Source organism: Corallococcus macrosporus (genome assembly GCF_017302985.1).
Lineage (GTDB): Bacteria > Myxococcota > Myxococcia > Myxococcales > Myxococcaceae > Corallococcus > Corallococcus macrosporus_A.
This window is the reverse complement of sequence record NZ_JAFIMU010000012.1, coordinates 299386-317438: the sequence shown is the minus strand read 5'-3', so window position 1 is coordinate 317438 and position 18053 is coordinate 299386. Positions and strand designations below refer to the sequence as shown.

General features: G+C 74.8%; 5 protein-coding genes. All 5 read right to left on the bottom strand.

What is annotated here, in order from left to right:
- A partial coding sequence (locus JYK02_RS34280) for a non-ribosomal peptide synthetase/type I polyketide synthase (protein ID WP_207057132.1) occupies window positions 1-6037 on the bottom strand: 6037 nt, incomplete at its 3' end.
- A 66-nt stretch (window positions 6038-6103) separates the two neighbouring features.
- Entirely contained in the window at window positions 6104-7183 is a 1080-nt protein-coding gene (locus tag JYK02_RS34275) for a hypothetical protein (RefSeq protein ID WP_207057131.1), read from the bottom strand.
- A 37-nt stretch (window positions 7184-7220) separates the two neighbouring features.
- A complete protein-coding gene (locus tag JYK02_RS34270; RefSeq protein WP_207057130.1) occupies window positions 7221-12932 on the bottom strand; it encodes an SDR family NAD(P)-dependent oxidoreductase in 5712 nt (1903 codons plus the stop codon).
- Window positions 12929-16948 carry a non-ribosomal peptide synthetase gene (locus JYK02_RS34265; RefSeq protein WP_207057129.1) on the bottom strand — a complete coding sequence of 1340 codons (4020 nt, stop codon included), beginning with the start codon at window positions 16946-16948 and terminating at the stop codon, window positions 12929-12931. Before JYK02_RS34265 ends, JYK02_RS34270 begins: the two co-directional genes overlap by 4 nt.
- A gap of 46 nt (window positions 16949-16994) precedes the next feature.
- Window positions 16995-18038 (bottom strand): TauD/TfdA family dioxygenase, encoded by a 1044-nt coding sequence (locus JYK02_RS34260; RefSeq protein WP_207057128.1) that lies wholly within the window; start codon window positions 18036-18038, stop codon window positions 16995-16997.
- Between the last annotated feature and the right edge of the window lie 15 nt (window positions 18039-18053).

Sequence of the window (18053 nt, the reverse complement as noted above, 5' to 3'; positions counted from 1 at the left end):
AGAAGTCGTCCGTCGCGCCCAGCCGGGGCACGCCCAGCACCTCCGCGAGCAGCGCGGCCATGCGCGCCTCGGTGGGCGTGCGCGGGGCGACGAAGGCGTGCGACGCGGGGGCGTCTCCCGGCGCGGGCAGGGCCTTGCGGTCCACCTTGGCGTTGGCGGTGAGCGGCAGCGCCTCCAGCGGGACGAGCGCGGAGGGCACCATGTACTCGGGCAGCCGCCGCTGCAGGTGCGCGCGCAGGACGGACAGGTCGCCCTCGGGCGCGACGACGTAGCCCACCAGGCGCTTGTCTCCGGGCGCGTCCTCGCGCACCACGGCCACCGCCTCGCGCACGCCCGGACCCGAGCGCAGCGCGGCCTCCACCTCCGCCAGTTCGACGCGGAAGCCGCGCACCTTCACCTGCTGGTCCGCGCGGCCCAGGAACTCCAGCACGCCCTCCGCGCGCCAGCGGGCCTGGTCGCCGGTGCGGTAGAGCCGGCCGCCCGCCCCGGGGCTGAACGGGTCCGGCACGAAGCGCTCCGCCGTGAGCTCCGGCCGGCCCACGTAGCCGCGCGCCACGCCGGGCCCGCCGACGAACAGCTCGCCCGGCACGCCCACCGGCACGGGCCGCAGCCCCGCGTCCAGCAGGTACACGCGCGTGTTGGAGAGGGGCTGCCCGATGGGCACCGCGTCCCCGGGCTGCTCCGGCCGCGTCATCCGGAAGCATGACGTGAAGAGGGTGGCCTCGGTGGGGCCGTAGCACGCGGTGACCGGCAGGCCCCGCGCCTCCAGCACCCGGCGCACGTGCGGCGCGGAGACGACGTCGCCGCCGGTGAGCAGCTGGCGCAGCCCGCCCAGGCAGTCCGGCCGCAGGTCCACCACCTGGGAGAACAGGCCCGCGGTCAGGTGCAGCGTGGTGACCTGGTGGCGCACCAGCACGTCCGCCAGCAGGTCCAGGTCGCTGGGCGAGCCGCCCGCGGGGAACAGCACCAGCCGGCCTCCGAAGGCCAGCGGCCCCCACAGCTCCAGCACGGACGCGTCGAAGGACACCGGCGCGATGAGCAGGAAGGTCTCCTCCGGGCCCAGGTGCGCGTAGCGCGGCGCGTGCAGCAGCCGCTGGAGGCTGCGGTGCTCCACCGCGACGCCCTTGGGCCGCCCGGTGCTGCCGGAGGTGAAGACGATGTAGGCCAGGTTGCGGGCGCCCACCCCCGGAGCCGGCGGCGTCGCGGGCAGGCCCGCCCAGGCCGCGCGGTCCTCCGCGTGGACGCGGCGCACGTCGCGCGCGGGGGGCAGCTTCGCGTCCAGCTCCCGCGTGGTGACGAGCACCCGGGCGCCGGAGTCCTCCAGCATGTGCTCCAGGCGCTGGGCGGGGTAGGACGCGTCCAGCGGCACGTAGGCGCCGCCGGCCTTGAGGATGGCCAGCAGCGTCACCACCAGCGCGGGCGTGCGCTCCAGGCACAGCGCGACCGGCACGTCCGGCCCCACCCCCAGCGAGCGCAGGTGGTGCGCCAGCCGGTTGGCCTCCGCCTCCAGCCCGGCGTAGGTGAGGCGCTCGTCCCCGGACTCCACGGCCACCGCGTCCGGGCGCAGCGCGGCCTGGCGCTCCACCAGCGTGTGCAGGCACGTGTCCGCGGGGTAGTCCGCGTCCGTCGCGTTGAAGCCCTCCAGCACCTGCGCCCGCTCGGCGGGGGACAGCCAGGGCAGCGTGGCGAGCGGCGCGTCGGGGGTGGCCAGCGCGCCCTCCAGCAGCACGCGCAGGTGGCCCGCGAGGCGCTCGGCGGTGGCGGCCGTGTACAGGCCGGTGCTGTAGGTGAGCGTGCCGCGGAAGCCGTCCGGCGCGGGGATGAGCGACACCTCCAGGTCGAACTTCGCGGTGCCCGGGTCCAGGTCCACGGGCGCCAGCTTCAGGCCGGGGACCTCCAGCGCGCCCTGCGGGGCGTTCTGCTGCGCGAAGAAGACCTGGAACAGCGGGGGGCGGCCCGCGTCACGCGCGGGCTGGAGCTCCTCCACCAGGCGCTCGAAGGGGACGTCCTGGTGCGCGTAGGCGCCCAGCGTGGTGTCGCGCACGGCGTCCACCAGCGCGCGGAAGGAGGCGGCCTGGCCGGGCCGGGCCCGCAGCGCCAGGGTGTTGACGAAGAAGCCGATGAGCCCTTCGAGTTCCGGGAAGCGGCGCCCGGCGATGGGCGAGCCGACGACGATGTCGTCCTGGCCGCTGTAGCGGTGCAGCAGCGCGTACCAGGCGGCCAGCAGCACCATGAAAGGCGTGGCCCCCTGCTGGCGCGCCCGCTCCTTCACGGCCTCCGCCAGCGGCGGCGGCAGGTGCAGCGGGACGGTGGCGCCCTGGAAGGACTGGACGGGGGGGCGCGGGAAGTCCGTGGGCAGCTCCAGCGCGGCCGGCGCGCCGGTCAGCTCCTGCCGCCACCAGTCCAGCTGCGCGGCCAGCGCGTCGTTCGCGCCCAGCCAGCGGCGCTGCCACAGCGCCCAGTCCGCGGCCTGCACCGGCAGCGCGGGCAGCTCCGGGACGCCCCCGGCGCGGAAGCCCAGGTAGAGCGCCGCCAGCTCGCGCACGAGGACGCCCATGGACCACCCGTCGGAGACGATGTGGTGCATCACCAGCGCCAGCACGTGCCGCGCGCCGTCCAGGCGCAGCAGCGTCGCGCGCAGGAGCGGCCCGCGCGCCAGGTCGAACGGGCGCCCCAGCTCCTCCAGCACCCGGCGGTGCGCCTCGGCGTCGCCGTCCGGCCGCGCCCCCAGGTCCACGAGCGTCAGCGGCACCGGCGCGGGGGGATGGATGGACTGGACGGCCTGGTCGCCCTCCAGCGGGAAGGTGGTCCGCAGCGCTTCATGGCGCCGCACGAGCGCGTCCAGGGCGCGGCGCAGCGCCTCCACGTCCAGCGCGCCCTCCACCCGGAGGACGGCGGGCAGGTTGTAGGTGGCGGAGCCGGGCGAGAGCTGATCCAGGAACCACAGGCGCTGCTGCGCGAACGACAGCGGCGCGGGGCCCTCGCGCGGGCCCACGTCCAGCGCGGGCAGCGCGGGCATGGACGGCGACGGGGAGGGCGCCTGGGGCCGCACCCGCTCGCGCAGGCGCTGCGCGAAGCGGGCCACCGTGGGCGCCTCGAAGAGGTCCCGCACCGCCAGCGCGTCACCCCAGCGCGAACGCAGGGCGCCCAGCACCTGGAGGCCGATGACGGAGTCGCCTCCCAGCTCGAAGAAGTCGTCGTGGATGCCCACCTGCTCGAAGCCGAGCAGGCGCCCCCACAGCTCGCTCAGCTCCTGCTCCAGCGCGTCGCGCGGCGGCGCGCTGACGGTCCCCGCCTCCGCGAGCGCCCCGGCGGAGGCGCCCGTGTCCTGCGCTCCGGAGTCCTCCGGCGTCGGGACCGGCGCGGAGCCGCCCGGCGGCGGGCCGCCCGCGCCAGGCATGGGCTCCAGCCAGTGACGCTGCCGCTCGAAGGGGTAGGTGGGCAGCGACACGCGCCGCCGCCGCGCCCGCTTCTGGAAGGCCGTCCAATCCACGTCCACGCCCGACAGCCACGCGCGCCCCACCGCCTCCAGCAGCACCGGCACGCCGCGCTCGCGCTCCAGGGCATGGGGCAGGGTGGGCGCCACGACGACGCCCGGGGCCCGCTCCGGGTGCTGGAGCGCGAACGTCGTCAGCGCGTTGCCCGGGCCCACCTCCAGCGCGACCAGGTCCTGCCGCGACAGCAGCGCGCGGACCCCCTGGGAGAAGCGCACCGCGCCGCGCAGGTGCCGCGCCCAGTACGCGGGGTCCGTGGCCTCCGCCGCCGTCAGCGGCGCGCCGGTGAGGTTGGAGAGGACCTCCACCTGGGGCGCCTGGAGCTTCACCGCGCGCACCGCGCGGGTGAACGGCTCCAGGATGGGGTCCATCATCGCGGAGTGGAACGCGTGCGAGGTGTGCAGCCGCCGCGCCTTCTGCCCTCGCGCCTCCAGGGTCCGCTCGAACGCCTCCACCGCCTGGGTGGGCCCCGCCACCACGCAGCGGCCGGGCGCGTTCACCGCGGCCAGCGCCAGGTCCGCGCCCAGCAGGGGCGTGAGCGTTTCCTCCGAAAGCGGCACGGCGCTCATCGCGCCCGCGGGCAGGCTTCCCATCAGCCGGCCGCGCTCGCACACCAGCGCCAGCGCGTCCTCCAGCGAGAACACCCCGGCCAGACACGCGGCGACGTACTCCCCCAGGCTGTGGCCCAGCAGCACGGCGGGGCGCACGCCCCAGGCCATGAGCAGGCGCGCCATCGCGTACTCCACCGCGAAGAGGGCGGGCTGGGCCCACTCGGTGGCCTTCAGCCGCGCGTCGGACTCCGCGCCGCCCTCCAGCACCAGGACGCGCAGGTCCACGCCCCGCAGCGCGCGCACGCGCTCCGCGCACCTGTCGAAGTGCTCGCGGAACACCGGCTCCCGGCGGTGCAGGTGGGCGGCCATGCCCGCGTACTGCGAGCCCTGGCCGGAGAACAGGAACGCCACCGGGGGCCGGCCCGCGGCCTGCTGCCGCGTGGGCATCCGCTCCGGGGTGGAGAGCGCCGCGAGCGCGTCCTGCCCGTCGCGCGCGACGGTGAAGCGGCGGTGCGCGAAGTGCTGGCGGCCCGTCTGCAGCGTGTACGCCGCGTCCGCGAGCGACAGCTCCGGCTGCTCCTCCAGGTGGGCCGCGAGCCGCTCGGTGGCCCGTCCCAGGGCGCCGGGGCTGCGCGCGCTCAAGGGCAGCAGCTGGTACGGCTCGTCGGCCGGCGCGGCCTGCTCGCGCGGGGGCTCCTCCAGGATGACGTGTGCGTTCGTCCCGCCGATGCCCAGCGAGGACACGGCGGCGCGCCGGGGCGCGTCGTGGGCCGGGGCCTCCCAGACGCGGGGCCGGTCGTTGACGAAGAAGGGGCTGTCCGGCAGCTCCAGCGCCGGGTTGGGGCGCTGGAAGTGCAGGCTGGGGGGCAGGACCCGGTCGCGCAGCGCGAGCGCCACCTTGATGAGCCCCGTCACGCCCGACGCCGCGTCCAGGTGGCCCACGTTGGACTTCACCGACCCGAGCGCGCAGAACTGCTTGCGCTTCGTGGACCGGCGCCACGCGCGCGTCAGGCCCTGGAGCTCGATGGGGTCGCCCAGCCGCGTCGCGGTGCCGTGGGCCTCCACGTAGCCGATGGTGTCCGGCTCCACGCCCGCGTTGGCGAGCGCCTCCTGCACCACCTCCGACACGCCCTCCAGGCTGGGCGCGGTGAAGCCCACCTTCTGGCTGCCGTCGTTGTTGATGGCGGTGCCCAGGATGATGGCGTGCACCGTGTCCCCGTCCGCCAGCGCGCGGTCCAGGGGCTTGAGCACCACGCACCCCACGCCGCTGCCGAAGAGGGTGCCGGACGCGTCCGCGTCGAAGCTGCGGCAGTGCCCGTCCACGGACGCCACGCCGCCGTCCGTGTGCTGGTAGCCGTGCCGGGTGTGCACCAGCACCGACGCGCCGCCCACGAGCGCCACGTCACACTCCTCGTTGAGCAGCGCCTGACACGCGACGTGGGTCGCCACGAGCGACGAGGAACAGGCGGACTGCACCAGGTGGCTGGGGCCGCGGAGGTTGAGTTTGTAGGACACCCGCGTCGTCAGGTAGTCCTTGTCGTTGGCCAGCTGGAGCTGGAGCGGATCCGTGGCCAGCGCCACGGGGTTCCGCATCAGGTTGTAGAGCAGGTACGTGTCCATCGCCGCGCCCGCGTAGACGCCCACGCGGCCCGGCACGCCCTGGGGGTTGTAGCCCGCGTCCTCCAGCGCCTCCCACGCGCACTCCAGGAAGTGGCGGTGCTGCGGGTCCAGCAGCGCGGCCTCGCGCGGCGGGATGCCGAAGAACGCCGCGTCGAAGCGCTCCATGTCCTCCAGGAACGCGGCGGCCCGCACGAACTTCGGGTGCTTCACCTGCTCGGCCGGCACGCCCTTCGCGAGCAGCTCCTCCGGCGTGAAGAACGAGACGAGCTCCGTGCCCTCCCGCACCTGGCGCCAGAAGTCCTGCACGCGGGCGGAGCGCGGGTAGTGCCCCGCGATGCCGATGATGGCGATTTCAGTTCCGGTCCGGCTCATGGTGGGTCGTCTCGTACGGAAGGTGAGGGCGTCGGGAGTCGCGGCGCGGCGGAGGGGCGGCTTGCTTCAGCCCGTCCTGGCCGGGGTGGCGTCGGCGGCGAGGGAGAAGTCCAGCGGCTGGTGCACCACCTGGACGCTGCCCAGGTTCTTGAGGGGCAGCAGGTCCGAGGGCAGCACCGTGCGCGGCACGTCCTGGGTGCGCTCCCACTGGCTGGGCGTCAGCACCAGGTCATAGAAGGCGCCGGCGCGGTCCTCCAGGATGCCCGTGCCCACCCAGAACTTCGCGCGCGACGCCTTCGTGCTGCCAATGCCCACGCTGTTGGTGCCCTGCGACACGAAGAGGACGATGCGCTCGCCGCCCATGATGAACTCGGCGGTCTTCTCCACGGTGTAGATGCCGACGACCTCGTAGATGGCGCCCCGGAGGATCTTCTCCTCCTTCTGCTCCTCGCTCAGCCCGGTCCAGTCCTCCGCCCCGTTCCACTGGATGTTCTGCCGGGCCCAGTTGAGGAACGTGTCGCGCTGCTTGGCGGGGAAGTCGTTGAAGCCCATCGCCATCATCTCGTAGCGCTCGTCCAGCAGGCCGAAGTACTCCTCGCGGCTGTAGAAGGCCGCGTCCCGGACGATGGAGAGCTTCACGTTGGGCGGCAGGTGCCGGCCGAATGCGTCCAGCAGCGCCTGGAAGGACGCCACGTAGCGCTCGATGGACGCCTCGCTCATGTTGTCGTGGCGCTGGGGCAGGAACGTGTACATGAAGAACTGCATGTGCACGCCCGGCGCGTACCCGGCCGCGATGCTGCTCAGGTACTGAAGGATGTGGGCGATGCCGAAGAACTCCGCCCAGTCCACCTCGGGTGACGACGGGATGCGCCAGATCTTGTAGCCGCCCATGGGCAACACGAAGCTCAGCGGCTGCTGCGTCTTCAGGGCCGCGTCCACCACCCTGGCGATGTTCTGCTGCGTGTCCGCGTCCACGGACCACTTGCGGAACTTCTTCGACAGGACCTGCTTGATGAGGAAGGCGCGCAGCCCCTCCTTGTCCAGGACCGTCTGCTCCTGGGGCGTGAGGGTGTGGTGCGCGGAGGTCTCCAGCCGCGAGCGCAGGTGCTGCGCGACGCGTTCGGAGAGGGAGCTATCGACCGTCATGTGTGTCACCGGGGGAGTCAAAGGATGTCGGAAGGGGTCACTCGCCGTCGCTGCCGCGCCGGGCGATGGCCCTGGCGCGGCGGCGGGCGCCACGGCTGGCGCTGTCCTCGGATGCGGCGGGCGCGGCGTCGGACGCCGGCGCTTCCGCGGCGGCCCCCGGGTCCACTCCCGCCGCCGCGCCCAGCAGCCGCGACAGGGCGCCGAGCGTGGGGGCCTCGAAGAGCTGCACCACCGCGATGTCGCGGCCCAGCCGCTTCTTGATGCGCGAGACGATCTGGATGGCCATGACCGAGTCGCCGCCCAGATCGAAGAAGTTGTCGTTCAGGCCCACCCGGTCCAGCGCCAGCACCTCGCGCAGGATGTCGCCCAGTTGCTCCTGCAGCCGGGTCTCCGGCGGCTGGAACGCGACGGGCAGCTCGGGGCGGGGGCGCCGGGGCGTCGAGGCCGTGGCCTCCGCGGAGGGCTCCGGCTCCACCTCCACCTCGGCGGTGCGGTGGGGCGCGGTGTGGATGAGCCCGCGCGCGAGCAGGGCCTCCAGGTCGCGGGGGGACACCACCACCTGGGGCAGCTCCGCGCTGGCCAGCACGCGCCGCAGCACGTCCACGCCCTCGGCGGGGGAGATGGCCTCCTGGCGGAGGATCTGCGCGAAGACGTTCTCCGCGAGGGAGGCCGGGGCCGCCGCGGGCGGGGGCGCGGCGGACGGGGCGGCCGGAGCTTGGGCCGCGGCCTCGCGAAGGGCGAGCGAGCGGTACACGGCGCCCACGTCGTTGACGCGCTTGAGGGCGAAGCGGGTGATCTCCACCAGCTCCCGGCCCTCGTCGTCCAGGATGCGCAGGTCGAAGGCCGGCGTCTCGCTGCGGTTGGAGTCCTCGCCGTGCGAGCGCGTGTGCACGTGGATGCGGCGCGTGAGCGGCCGGCGGAAGACCAGCCGCCCGTACGAGTAGGGCATGTACGGCACCGCGCCCAGGATGAAGTCGCGCCCCGTGCCAATGGACTTGTCCAGCAGGGAGGGGTGCAGCTTCATCGCGTCCAGGTCGCCCGCGAACTCGGCCGGCAGCTCCAGCGTCGCGAGCACCTGCTGGTGGCCCCAGCGCACCCGGCGCACGCACTGCCACCGGGGACCGTGGTCCTCGTCGTGCGCGTCCTCGTCGGTGAAGACCTTCTGCGTGGGGCAGGCCGCCACGAGCGCGGCCAGGTCCTGGGCGGCCACGGGCTGCGCGGGGAGGGGGCGCGCCCGGCCCATGACGTGGCGGACCGGCTCCGTGCCCTCGCCCCGGCTGCTGACGAGGAAGCTCCAGCCCGCGTCGCCCTCGTCCACCAGCTCCAGCCGGGCCACGCGCTGGTCGCCCAGGCGCACGGACAGGGGGGTGAGGAAGTAGACGTCGGAGATCTCCAGGTCGTGCCCCGTCAGGCGCCGGTCGAACGCCGCCCGGACCATCTCCAGGTACGTCGTGCCCGCGATGACCGGGTTGCCCAGGATGCGGTGATCGTTGAGCACCCAGTGCGTGTCGACGCGCAGCACCGACTCGTAGACCTCGGTGCCCTGCGCGGAGGCCAGCTTCCGCTGGAGCAGCGGGTGGCCCAGCTCCTCCGGCGCGCTCATCGGCGCGGGGGCCGCGGCCACCGGCTGGGGGCGGGGAGCCTGCTTCGCGGCGGCCTGGGCGAGCATCCCCACGTCGCGCCACGAGCACCAGTCCACGGCGACGGTGAAGGTGGACGAGGTGAGGGCCTTGTGGTGCGCCCACGCGTCGAGGAAGGCGTTGGCCGCGACGTAGTCCGCCTGGCCGAAGCCGCCCAGCGCGGAGGTGCGGGACGCGCAGTGGATGACGAAGTCGAGCGCGCGCTCGTCCAGCAGCGAGTCCAGCACCAGCGTGCCCCGGACCTTCGGGGCGAACACGCGCTGGGCGATCTCCTCCGTCTTCAGTTGCAGGGCGCCGCCCGCCGGCACGCCGGCCGCGTGGAGGACGCCGTTGACCGCGCCGAAGCGCGCGCGCACGTCGGCCAGGACCTCGGCCATGCGCGCGCGGTCCGTCACGTCCGCGGCCACGGCCATCACCTCGGCCCCCTCGCGCTCCAGCTCCCGCAGGCGGCGGACGAGCCGCGCCGGCGCGGAGTCCTCGCGCGAGTCCAGCAGCGAGTTCCAGGTGGCGCGCTCCGGCGCCCCCTGGCGGCCCAGCAGCACCAGCTTCGCGCCGCGCGTCTCGCGCGCCAGCGCCTCCGCGAGCACGAGGCCGATGCCGCCCAGGCCGCCGGTGACGAGGTACACGCCGCCCGGCCGCAGCCGGGGCACGCGGCCCTCGGCGGGGGCCTCCAGCCGCACGGGCTCATGGGTGCGCACCCAGCGGTGCCGCCCGCGCCACGCGGTGATGGCGTCGGTGGCGGGGGACTCCAGCTCCGCCACCAGGTGCTCGACGAGCCCCGCCTCCCCGGTGCTCCCGGGCACGGGCAGGGGCACGTCCACGAGGCGGCAGCGCACGTTCGGGTACTCCTGCCCGATGACGAGGCAGGGCCCCAGCAGGGTCGCCTTCTCCGGGCACGTCGCCTCGTCCCCGGCGACGCTGAAGAGCTGGCTGGAGACGACCTGCAGCTCCAGGGGGGCGGTGGCGAGCACCGCGCCCACGGCCTGCGCCAGCGCCACCAGCGAGCGGAAGCCGGACTCCTCCACCCGGGGCAGTACGTCCAGGCGCGAGCCCGCGGGGCGCTGCGGATCCACGCTCCACAGGTGGATGAGGCGCGTGGGCGCGCGGCCCTGGTCCTTCAGCTCCTGCAGCAGGCGGCGACAGTCCGCGGGCGTCCGGGGGTCCAACGTACAGCGGCCGTCCGTGAACGACAGGTCCGTGCGGGCGCCACGCTCGACGCGCAGCACGCGGTGGCCCCGCTGCTCCAGCCGCGCGGCCAGCATGTCGCCCAGGCCGAAGGCGTCACTGAAGAGCAGCACCTGCTCCGGGGCGCGCGGGGCGCTCCGGGGCGCGGGCGCGGTGCGCTTCCACGACGGCACGAAGAACCAGTCCCCGGGGTCGGCGCGGCGCGGCGGCAGCGGCGCCTCCTCCACGGGGCCCGGGGCGGACGCGCGCGGCGTGGGCTCCAGCCACAGGCGCTGGCGCTCGAAGGGGTACTGCGGCAGCGGGATGTTCCCGCGCGGCGCCCCGGCCCGCACGCCCTCCCAGTCCACGGACGCTCCGGCCACCCACGCCCGCGCGAGCGCGGCCATCAGGGAGTGCGTCTCCGAGGGCTCCTTCGAGTCGTGCGCGAGCGAGCCCATCACGAGGTGCTGGGGCGCCTTCGCCGGATGGAGCCGGGCCAGGTTGAGCCACGCGCGGCCCGGGCCCACCTCCAGCAGCAGCCGGTCCGGCTCCTGGTAGAGGGCCTCGACGCCGGCCGACAGCCGCAGCGTGCGCCTCGGCTGCGACGCCCACCACGCCGCGTCCTCCACCTGGGCCGCCTCCACCCAGCCGCCGTGGACCCCGGAGTAGTACGGCACGGTGGGCGCGCGGCGGCTCACGCGCCGCACCGCCGCACCCAGTTCCGCGGTGATGGCGTCCACCGCGGGGGACTGGAGCGCGCGGTCGCCCGACAGCCGCCGGAAGCCGACGCCGCGCTCCGCGAGCCGCGCCTCCAGCGCCTCGATGCCCGCCAGCGGCCCGGACACCGTGCCCACGGACGGGCGGCCCACCGAGGCCAGGGACAGGCCGTGCGCGGGCAGCAGCGCCTCCAGCTCCCGCTCGGGCAGCATGACCACCGTCATGGCGCCCTCCGGCAGGCGCTTCACCAGCCGGCTGCGCAGCGCCACCAGGGCCACGGCGTCCTCGAAGGACAGCACCCCGGCCACGAGCGCGGCGGTGTACTCGCCAATGCCCTCGCCCAGCACGGCGCGGGGCTGGATGCCCCAGTCACTCCACGTCCGGGCCAGGGCGCACTCCACCGCGAAGAGCGCGGGCTCGGCCAGGTGGGTGCGCGCCAGCGCCTGGGCCGCGGCGGCCTCCGCGCCGGGCGCCGGGAACAGCAGGGGGCGCAGATCCTGGCCCAGCGCCGCGTCCAGCGCGGACAGGACCTGGTCCAGGTGGCGCCCGAAGGCGGGCACGTCCCGGGCCACCTCGCGCGCCATGTCCGGGCGCTGGCTGCCTACGCCCGGGAAGAGGAACGCCACCGAGCGCGCGGTGCCGCCCGCCTTGCCCGTCCAGGCGCGGTCCGGCGGCAGCCGCTCCAGCAGCTCCACCGCCTCCGCGACGGTGCGGCACGCCAGGGCCCGGCGCACCTCGAAGGTGCGCCGGCCCGCCTGGAGCGTGTGGGCCACGTCCGCGAGCGCCAGCTCCGGGTTCGCGGCCAGGTGCTCGCGCAGCCGCTCCGTCGCGACCTCCAGCGCGCCCGGGGTGCGGGCCGACAGCACCAGCGTCTGCCAGCCCGAGTCCCGCGGCGTCTCACGCGCGGGGGGCGCCTCCTCCAGCACCAGGTGCACGTTGGTGCCGCCAATGCCGAAGGAGCTCACGCCCGCGCGGCGCGGGTGGGCCTCCGCGCGGGGCCAGTCCCGCAGGCGGGCGTTGACGAAGAAGGGGCTGTCGTCCAGCGCGAGCGCCGGGTTGGGCGACTCGAAGTGAAGCGTGGCGGGGAGCTGCCGGTGCTTCAGGCACAACACCGCCTTGATGAGCCCGGCGATGCCCGCGGCCGTGTCCAGGTGCCCGATGTTGCTCTTCACGGAGCCGAGCGCGCAGAAGTGCTTGCGCCGCGTCTTCGCGGCGAACACCTGGGTGAGGGCCTCCACCTCTATCGGATCCCCGAGCACCGTGCCGGTGCCGTGGCACTCCACGTACTCCACGGTGTCCGGGGACACGCCCGCCACGGCCAGGGCCATGCCGATGGCCCGGCGCTGCCCCTCGGCGGACGGGGCCGTGTAGCCGACCTTCATGGCGCCGTCGTTGTTGGCCGCCGAGCCGCGGATGACGGCGTGGATGGTGTCCCCCGCCGCGAGCGCGTCCTCCAGGCGCTTGAGCACCACCACGCCCGCGCCGCTGCCGAACACGGTGCCCCGGGCCTTCGCGTCGAAGGGGCGGCAGTGCCCGTCCGGCGACGCCACGCCTCCCTCCTGGAAGAGGTAGCCCGCCGTCTGCGGCACGCGCACGGCCACGCCGCCCGCCAGCGCCACGTCCGTCTGGTACGCCAGCAGGGCCTGACACGCCAGGTGCACCGCGGACAGGGCGGTGGAACAGGTGCTCTGCACGCCGAACGCCGGGCCGCGCAGCTTGAGCTTGTAGGCGGTGAGCGTGGCCAGGTGGTCGCCCCGGTTGGCCATGGCCGCCTGGAGCATGCCGTGCGACTCGATGATGCCGCGGTTGGCGGCCAGGTTCTCCAGCAGGTACGTGTTGATGCTGAGCCCGCCGAAGACGCCGATGTCCCCCGCGAAGCGCTCCGCGTCGCAGCCCGCGTGCTCCAGCGCGTGCCACGCCACCTCCAGGAACACGCGCTGCTGCGGGTCGGTGATCTGCGCCACGCCCGGGTTCATCCCGAAGAACGCCGCGTCGAACAGCTCGACGCCGTCCAGGGCGGCGTTGGCCCGCACGTAGGAGGGGTCCGCCAGCAGCTCCGGGGCCACGCCCGCCTGCCGCAGCTCCTCCTCCGAATACGTGCGGATGGACTCCACGCCGTCGCGCAGGTTGCGCCAGAAGGCGTCCACGTCCGCGGCTCCGGGAAAGCGCCCCGCCATGCCGATGACGGCGATGCCCTCCAGGCCTTCCTGCTCCAGGGTGTCGCTCACAGGTCACCTCGTCCCTTGCCGCGCTGCTTCTGGCGTTTCATCGCTTCCACCCGGCGCCGGGCTGCCTCGTCCACGTCCCCGTCCTCCTTCGGGGCGGCCGCGCCGTCGCGGTCCGCCTCCAGGAAGGTGACGAGCGAGGCCACCGTGGGGTGGCGGAAGAGGTCCAGCATGGACACCGGCCTGGGCAGCACCTTCACCAGCTTGTTGTGCGCCTGCACCAGCAGCAGCGAGTGCCCGCCCAGGTCGAAGAAGGCGTCGTGGATGCCCACGCGCTCCACCTTCAGCACCTCCGCGAACACCCGGGCGATGCGGCGCTCCAGGTCGTTCCGGGGCTCCACGAACGACGCCTGCGCGCGCGGCGCCGAGGCCTCCGGCGCGGGCAGGGCCTTGCGGTCCACCTTGCCCGTGAGCGTCAGCGGCAGCGTGTCCAGGAATACAAAGTGGCGCGGCAGCATGAACTCCGGCAGCACCTGCCGCAGGTGCGCGCGCACGGAGTCCTCCGTGAGGATCGCGGACACCCGGGCCGCGTCCACCGTCGCGTCCGCGGGCGCCACCGGGGCGTCCTCCCGCCACGCGTAGAGGTTGTGCCGGTCCGTCCCCGCCAGCAGGGGATCCTGCTCCACCCGCACCTGGAAGCCGCGCGCCGTCAGCAGCCGCTCGATGGCCTGCGCGCGGCCCTCGCTCGCGTGGCCCCGGGCGTCGTGGACCTCCATCACCACCTGGCGGATGCCCGGCCAGTGCTCGTCGTCGATGCCCTCCAGCACGTCCAGCTCCGCGCGCTGCACGTCCACCTTGAGCAGGTCCACCTGGCCAAGGCCCTCCTCGCGCATCACGTCGGACAGGCGCCGCAGCCGGGCCGGGTGCCGCTCTTCGGCGAAGCGCCCCTCCAGCAGCTCGTCCGCGTTCGTCAGGAGCGTGTCCGCGGCGGCGTCGCCCGCGGCGCGCTGGTTGCGCAGGAACGTCTTGATGACGTCCACCTCGTCCGCCGCGTTGGCGTACTCGCTCTGGCCGGACATCATCGTGTAGCGGCTGTAGAACGTGAACGTCGCGGTGTGCTCGCGGTTGGACATGCCCACCGGCAGCACCTTCACGCGCGGCCCGTACAGCTCGCAGTTCGCCGCGGCCGTCTCGTACAGGGGGGGCAGCGGCTCGAAGGCGTACACCTGGCAGTCGGGGGCGTGCAGGCTGGCGAACAGGGAGAACATGCCGATGTTCGCGCCCACGTCCAGGATGACGCCCCGGGCCGGCAGCCGCACGCCGTGGCGGATGTAGAGCCGCTCCTGGAACAGCTCCCGGTAGAGGTAGTCCGTCTCGTTCTTGTTCTGGTGCAGGATGGCCAGGCCGTTGGGCAGCGCATAGCGGGCGCGGCCGTCCAGCCGCGCGCCGTGGCGGCGCTTGGGCATGACGTAGGCCACCAGCTGCGCGCCCTCCGCGCCCCCGTCGCGCGCGGTGACCGCCGCGTGGCGCACCTCCGGGTGGGTGGCCAGGGCCTGCTCAATCTCCTCAAGCTCGATGCGGAAGCCGCGCACCTTCACCTGGAAGTCCACGCGGCCCAGGAAGACGAGCGCGCCGGTCTCGGTGAAGCGCATCAGGTCCCCGCTGCGGTACATGCGGGCGCCGGGCGTGGGGCTGAACGGGTCGGGCACGAAGCGCTCCGCGGTCAGGTCGGGCCGGCCGCAGTAGCCGCGCGCCACGCCGTCCCCGCCGATGTACAGCTCCCCGGGGACCCCCACCGGCACGGGGCGTCCGCCCGCGTCCAGCAGGTACGCGCGCACGTTCATCAGCGGTCCGCCCAGGGTGGGCTCGGCCGCGTCCGCCGTGACGGCCACCGTGGTGGTGTCCACCGTGCACTCGGTGGGGCCGTAGAGGTTGTAGGCGCCGCGCCCCTCGGTGGCCAGCCGCTTCCAGAGCGCCGGGTCGATGGCCTCGCCTCCGAGCAGGAGCACGGGCAGCCCGGACAGGGGCAGCCCGTCCCGGTTCTCCAGCAGCAGCCGCAGCTGCGTGGGCGTCAGGTCCAGCACGTCCAGCGGGGCCTGCCGCAGCAACGCGGCCATCGCCGCGCCGTCCAGCCGGACGCGGTCGGTGAGCACGTGGAGCGTGTGGCCCCGGCACACCTGGAGGATCTGCTTCACCGACGCGTCGAACGCCAGCGACGCGTTGAGGCCCACCGCCAACCGCTCGCCGCGCCCGCGGTAGATGGCCCGCTCCAGCGCGGCCCCCAGGTGGATGAGCCCGCGGTGGCGCACCATCACGCCCTTGGGCTGGCCGCTGGAGCCGGACGTGTAGAGCACGTACGCCAGGTGCTCGGGGTCCAGCGGGAGCGCGGGGTCCGCGTCGCTCGCGGCGTCGAGCCGGGCCCGGTCCGCGTCCAGGCGCACGCGCGCGCCACCGAAGCCCTCCAGCCGCCCCTCCAGCTCCGCGAGGGTGACGGCCACCGCCGCGCGGGTGTTCTCCAGGATGAAGACGAGCCGCTTCGCCGGCAGCTCCGCGTCGAGCGGGACATACGCCGCGCCCGCCTTGAGGATGCCCAGCAGCGCGACGATGGCGTCCGCGGAGCGGGGCAGGCACAGGCCCACCGCGTCCCCCGGCGCCACGTTCAGCGACCGCAGGTGGGCGGCGAGCTGGTTGGCGCGCCGGTTCACCTCGCGGAAGCTCAGCGTCACGCCCTCGCACACCACGGCGGGCGCGTCCGGCTGCGAGGCCGCGAAGGCGGCGAACTGCTCATGGACGCACGGCGCGTCCACGCGCTCCGCCGTGGCGTTCCATTCGCGCACGACGCGGTCCTCCTCCCGGGCGTCCAGCACGCGCAGAGTGCCCAGGCGCGCGGTGGGGTGGCGGCACGCCTCGTCCAGCAGCACCCGGTACGCGCGCAAAAGCCGCGCCATGTCCGCGGAGGCGAAGCGGCCCGCGTCGTAGTCCAGGCGCAGGCCCAGCCGGGCCCCGTCGTCGGTGACCGTGAGCAGCAGGGCCGCCACGTCCTCGCGGGCCTCCAGCCGCTCCAGGTGGAAGCGCGCGCCCGCGTGGTCCGTGTCCGGCCAGGACACGAAGCGGAACACGTACGGCGCCTGCGCGGCGGACGGCGCCAGCGAGGGGTAGGTGTCCGCGTCGAACGCGAGCGCGTGCTGGCGGTGGGCCGCGTGCGTCTGGCGCAGCGCCCCCATCAGGTCCTCCAGCGTGTAGTCCGCCGGCAGGGCGGTCACCACCGGCAGCGACCGCGCGAACGTGCCCAGCGCGCCCGCGAGTTGCTCGTACGCGCGGCCATCCAGCCGCAGCGTGGAGACGACGCGGGGCCCCTGGCCCGACAGCTTCCACAGCAGGGCCTGGAAGCCCGCGTGCGCGAGCACCTCTAGGTCCACGCCGGAGCGGCGCGCCTGCTCGCGCCATGCGCTGGCGTCGGCGCCCTCCAGGGCCTCCTCCAGCACGCCCCAGGCCGCCGCCTCGCGCGGGGCCTCCTGGCGCTCGTAGGGCAGGGCGGTGGCGGGGGGCAGCGTCTCCGCCAGCCCCCGCCAGTGGGCGGCGGCCTCCGCCTTGTCGTCGCCCGCGAGGAACTCGCGCTGCCAGTCCGCGTAGTCGATGTACTGGAGCGGCTCGCCCTCCGGGGTCTGGCCCGCGTAGGCCTGTCCCACGGCGTTCACCAGGTCGCGCAGCGCGAACGCGTCCATGTTCAGCGCCGGCAGCTCCACCTGGAGCCGGTGACGCCCGGGGCCATCCGCCTGGAGCGCGCAGCGCAGCGGCCGGTCCTCCGCGGCGTCCGCGGGGGGCAGCGCGCCCGGGTGGACCGCGACGGCCAGGTCCGCCACCGCCTGGAGCGGCGTGCTCATGCCGGGCAGCCGTGCCATGCGGGTGCGCAGGATCTCGAAGCGCCCGGCCGTGTCGGCCACGGCGCGCTCGAGCGCGTCCACGCGCAGGGGGCCGGTGATGAGCACCTCCGCGCGCACGCGCCGCGCGCCGGCCACGCCCCACAGGCGCCGCTGCTCGGCGGAGAGCGGATAGCCTTCAATCGCTTCGCTGGTCATCTTCGGAGGGCTCCTGCGTGCAAGTGCGAGGGTGGGGCGGAAGGCTTCAGGGATGGGCGGCGGGCCGGGTCAGCCGGGCCATGGCGACCAGGATGGAGCGCTCCCCCTCGAAGGGGTCGCGGCCGTGGACGGCGAGGTGGTTGTCCACCATGAGGACGTCCGCCTTGCGCCAGTCGAAGCGCACGGTGGCGTCGGCGTAGGCGCCGCGGATGCGCTCCAGCACCTCCGCCTCCAGCGGGCTGCCGTCGCCATAGAAGGCGTTGCGCGGCATCTCGTCCGGCTGGAACTGCGCCCGCAGCGCGTCGCGGACGGCGGGGGGCATGTTCGTCTCGTGGAAGATGGGCGCGTGGTTGAACCAGAGCGGCTCGCCCGTGGTGGGGTGGGGCGTCATCACCTGGCGCACCGCGCGCGTGCGCAGCCGGTCGCCCTCGCGCCACTCGTACGTCATGCCGCAGCCCTGGCAGTAGCGCTCCACCTCCGCGCGCTCGCGCGTCTGGAAGACCTCCTGCCACGGCAGGTCCACGCCCTCGCCGTAGTTGCGCACGTACATGACGCCCTTCTTCAGGAAGCGCGCCTTGAGGTCCTCCGGCAGCGACGCGGTCACCCGCCGCTCCGGCGCCAGCGGCGTGGCGCCGCCCACGCGCGAGGGCACGTCGCAGTAGAACCACAGCCGGCCGGGCCAGTGGTGCGAGTAGGACATCTCGTGGTGCAGCGGGATGGACTGGTCCGCCGCCATCTCCGTGGAGGTGTAGACGTTGGGGGCCACCTGCGTGCGCGGCGCCGCGCGCTCCATGTAGTCCAGCAGCGGGTCGCCCAGCGCGCCCAGGAAGCCGCGGAACGCCAGGGCGTCCGGCACGTGGAAGCCGCGGAAGAGCAGCGCCCCCACCTCCAGCAGCTTCGCGTCGATCCACGCGCGGTGGTTCTCGGCCCAGGCCGCCAGGTCCACGCCCTCCATCGCGGGCTCCACCAGCAGGGGGAAGCCCTCCAGTCCGGGCAGCGAGCCCTCCTTCACCAGCGCGTCGGAGGACACCTTCACGGGGGCACGGCGGCGCGAGCCGAGGCCGGCCGCGATGTCGGTCTTGTGGGTCATGGGCTCTTTCGGATG

What these genes read in the sequence shown, in the direction of transcription:
- JYK02_RS34265 (WP_207057129.1), bottom strand. Translation starts at nt 16,948, where the DNA reads ATGACCAGCGAAGCGATTGAAGGCTATCCGCTCTCCGCCGAGCAGCGG.
- JYK02_RS34260 (WP_207057128.1), bottom strand. Translation starts at nt 18,038, where the DNA reads ATGACCCACAAGACCGACATCGCGGCCGGCCTCGGCTCGCGCCGCCGT.
- JYK02_RS34275 (WP_207057131.1), bottom strand. Translation starts at nt 7,183, where the DNA reads ATGACGGTCGATAGCTCCCTCTCCGAACGCGTCGCGCAGCACCTGCGC.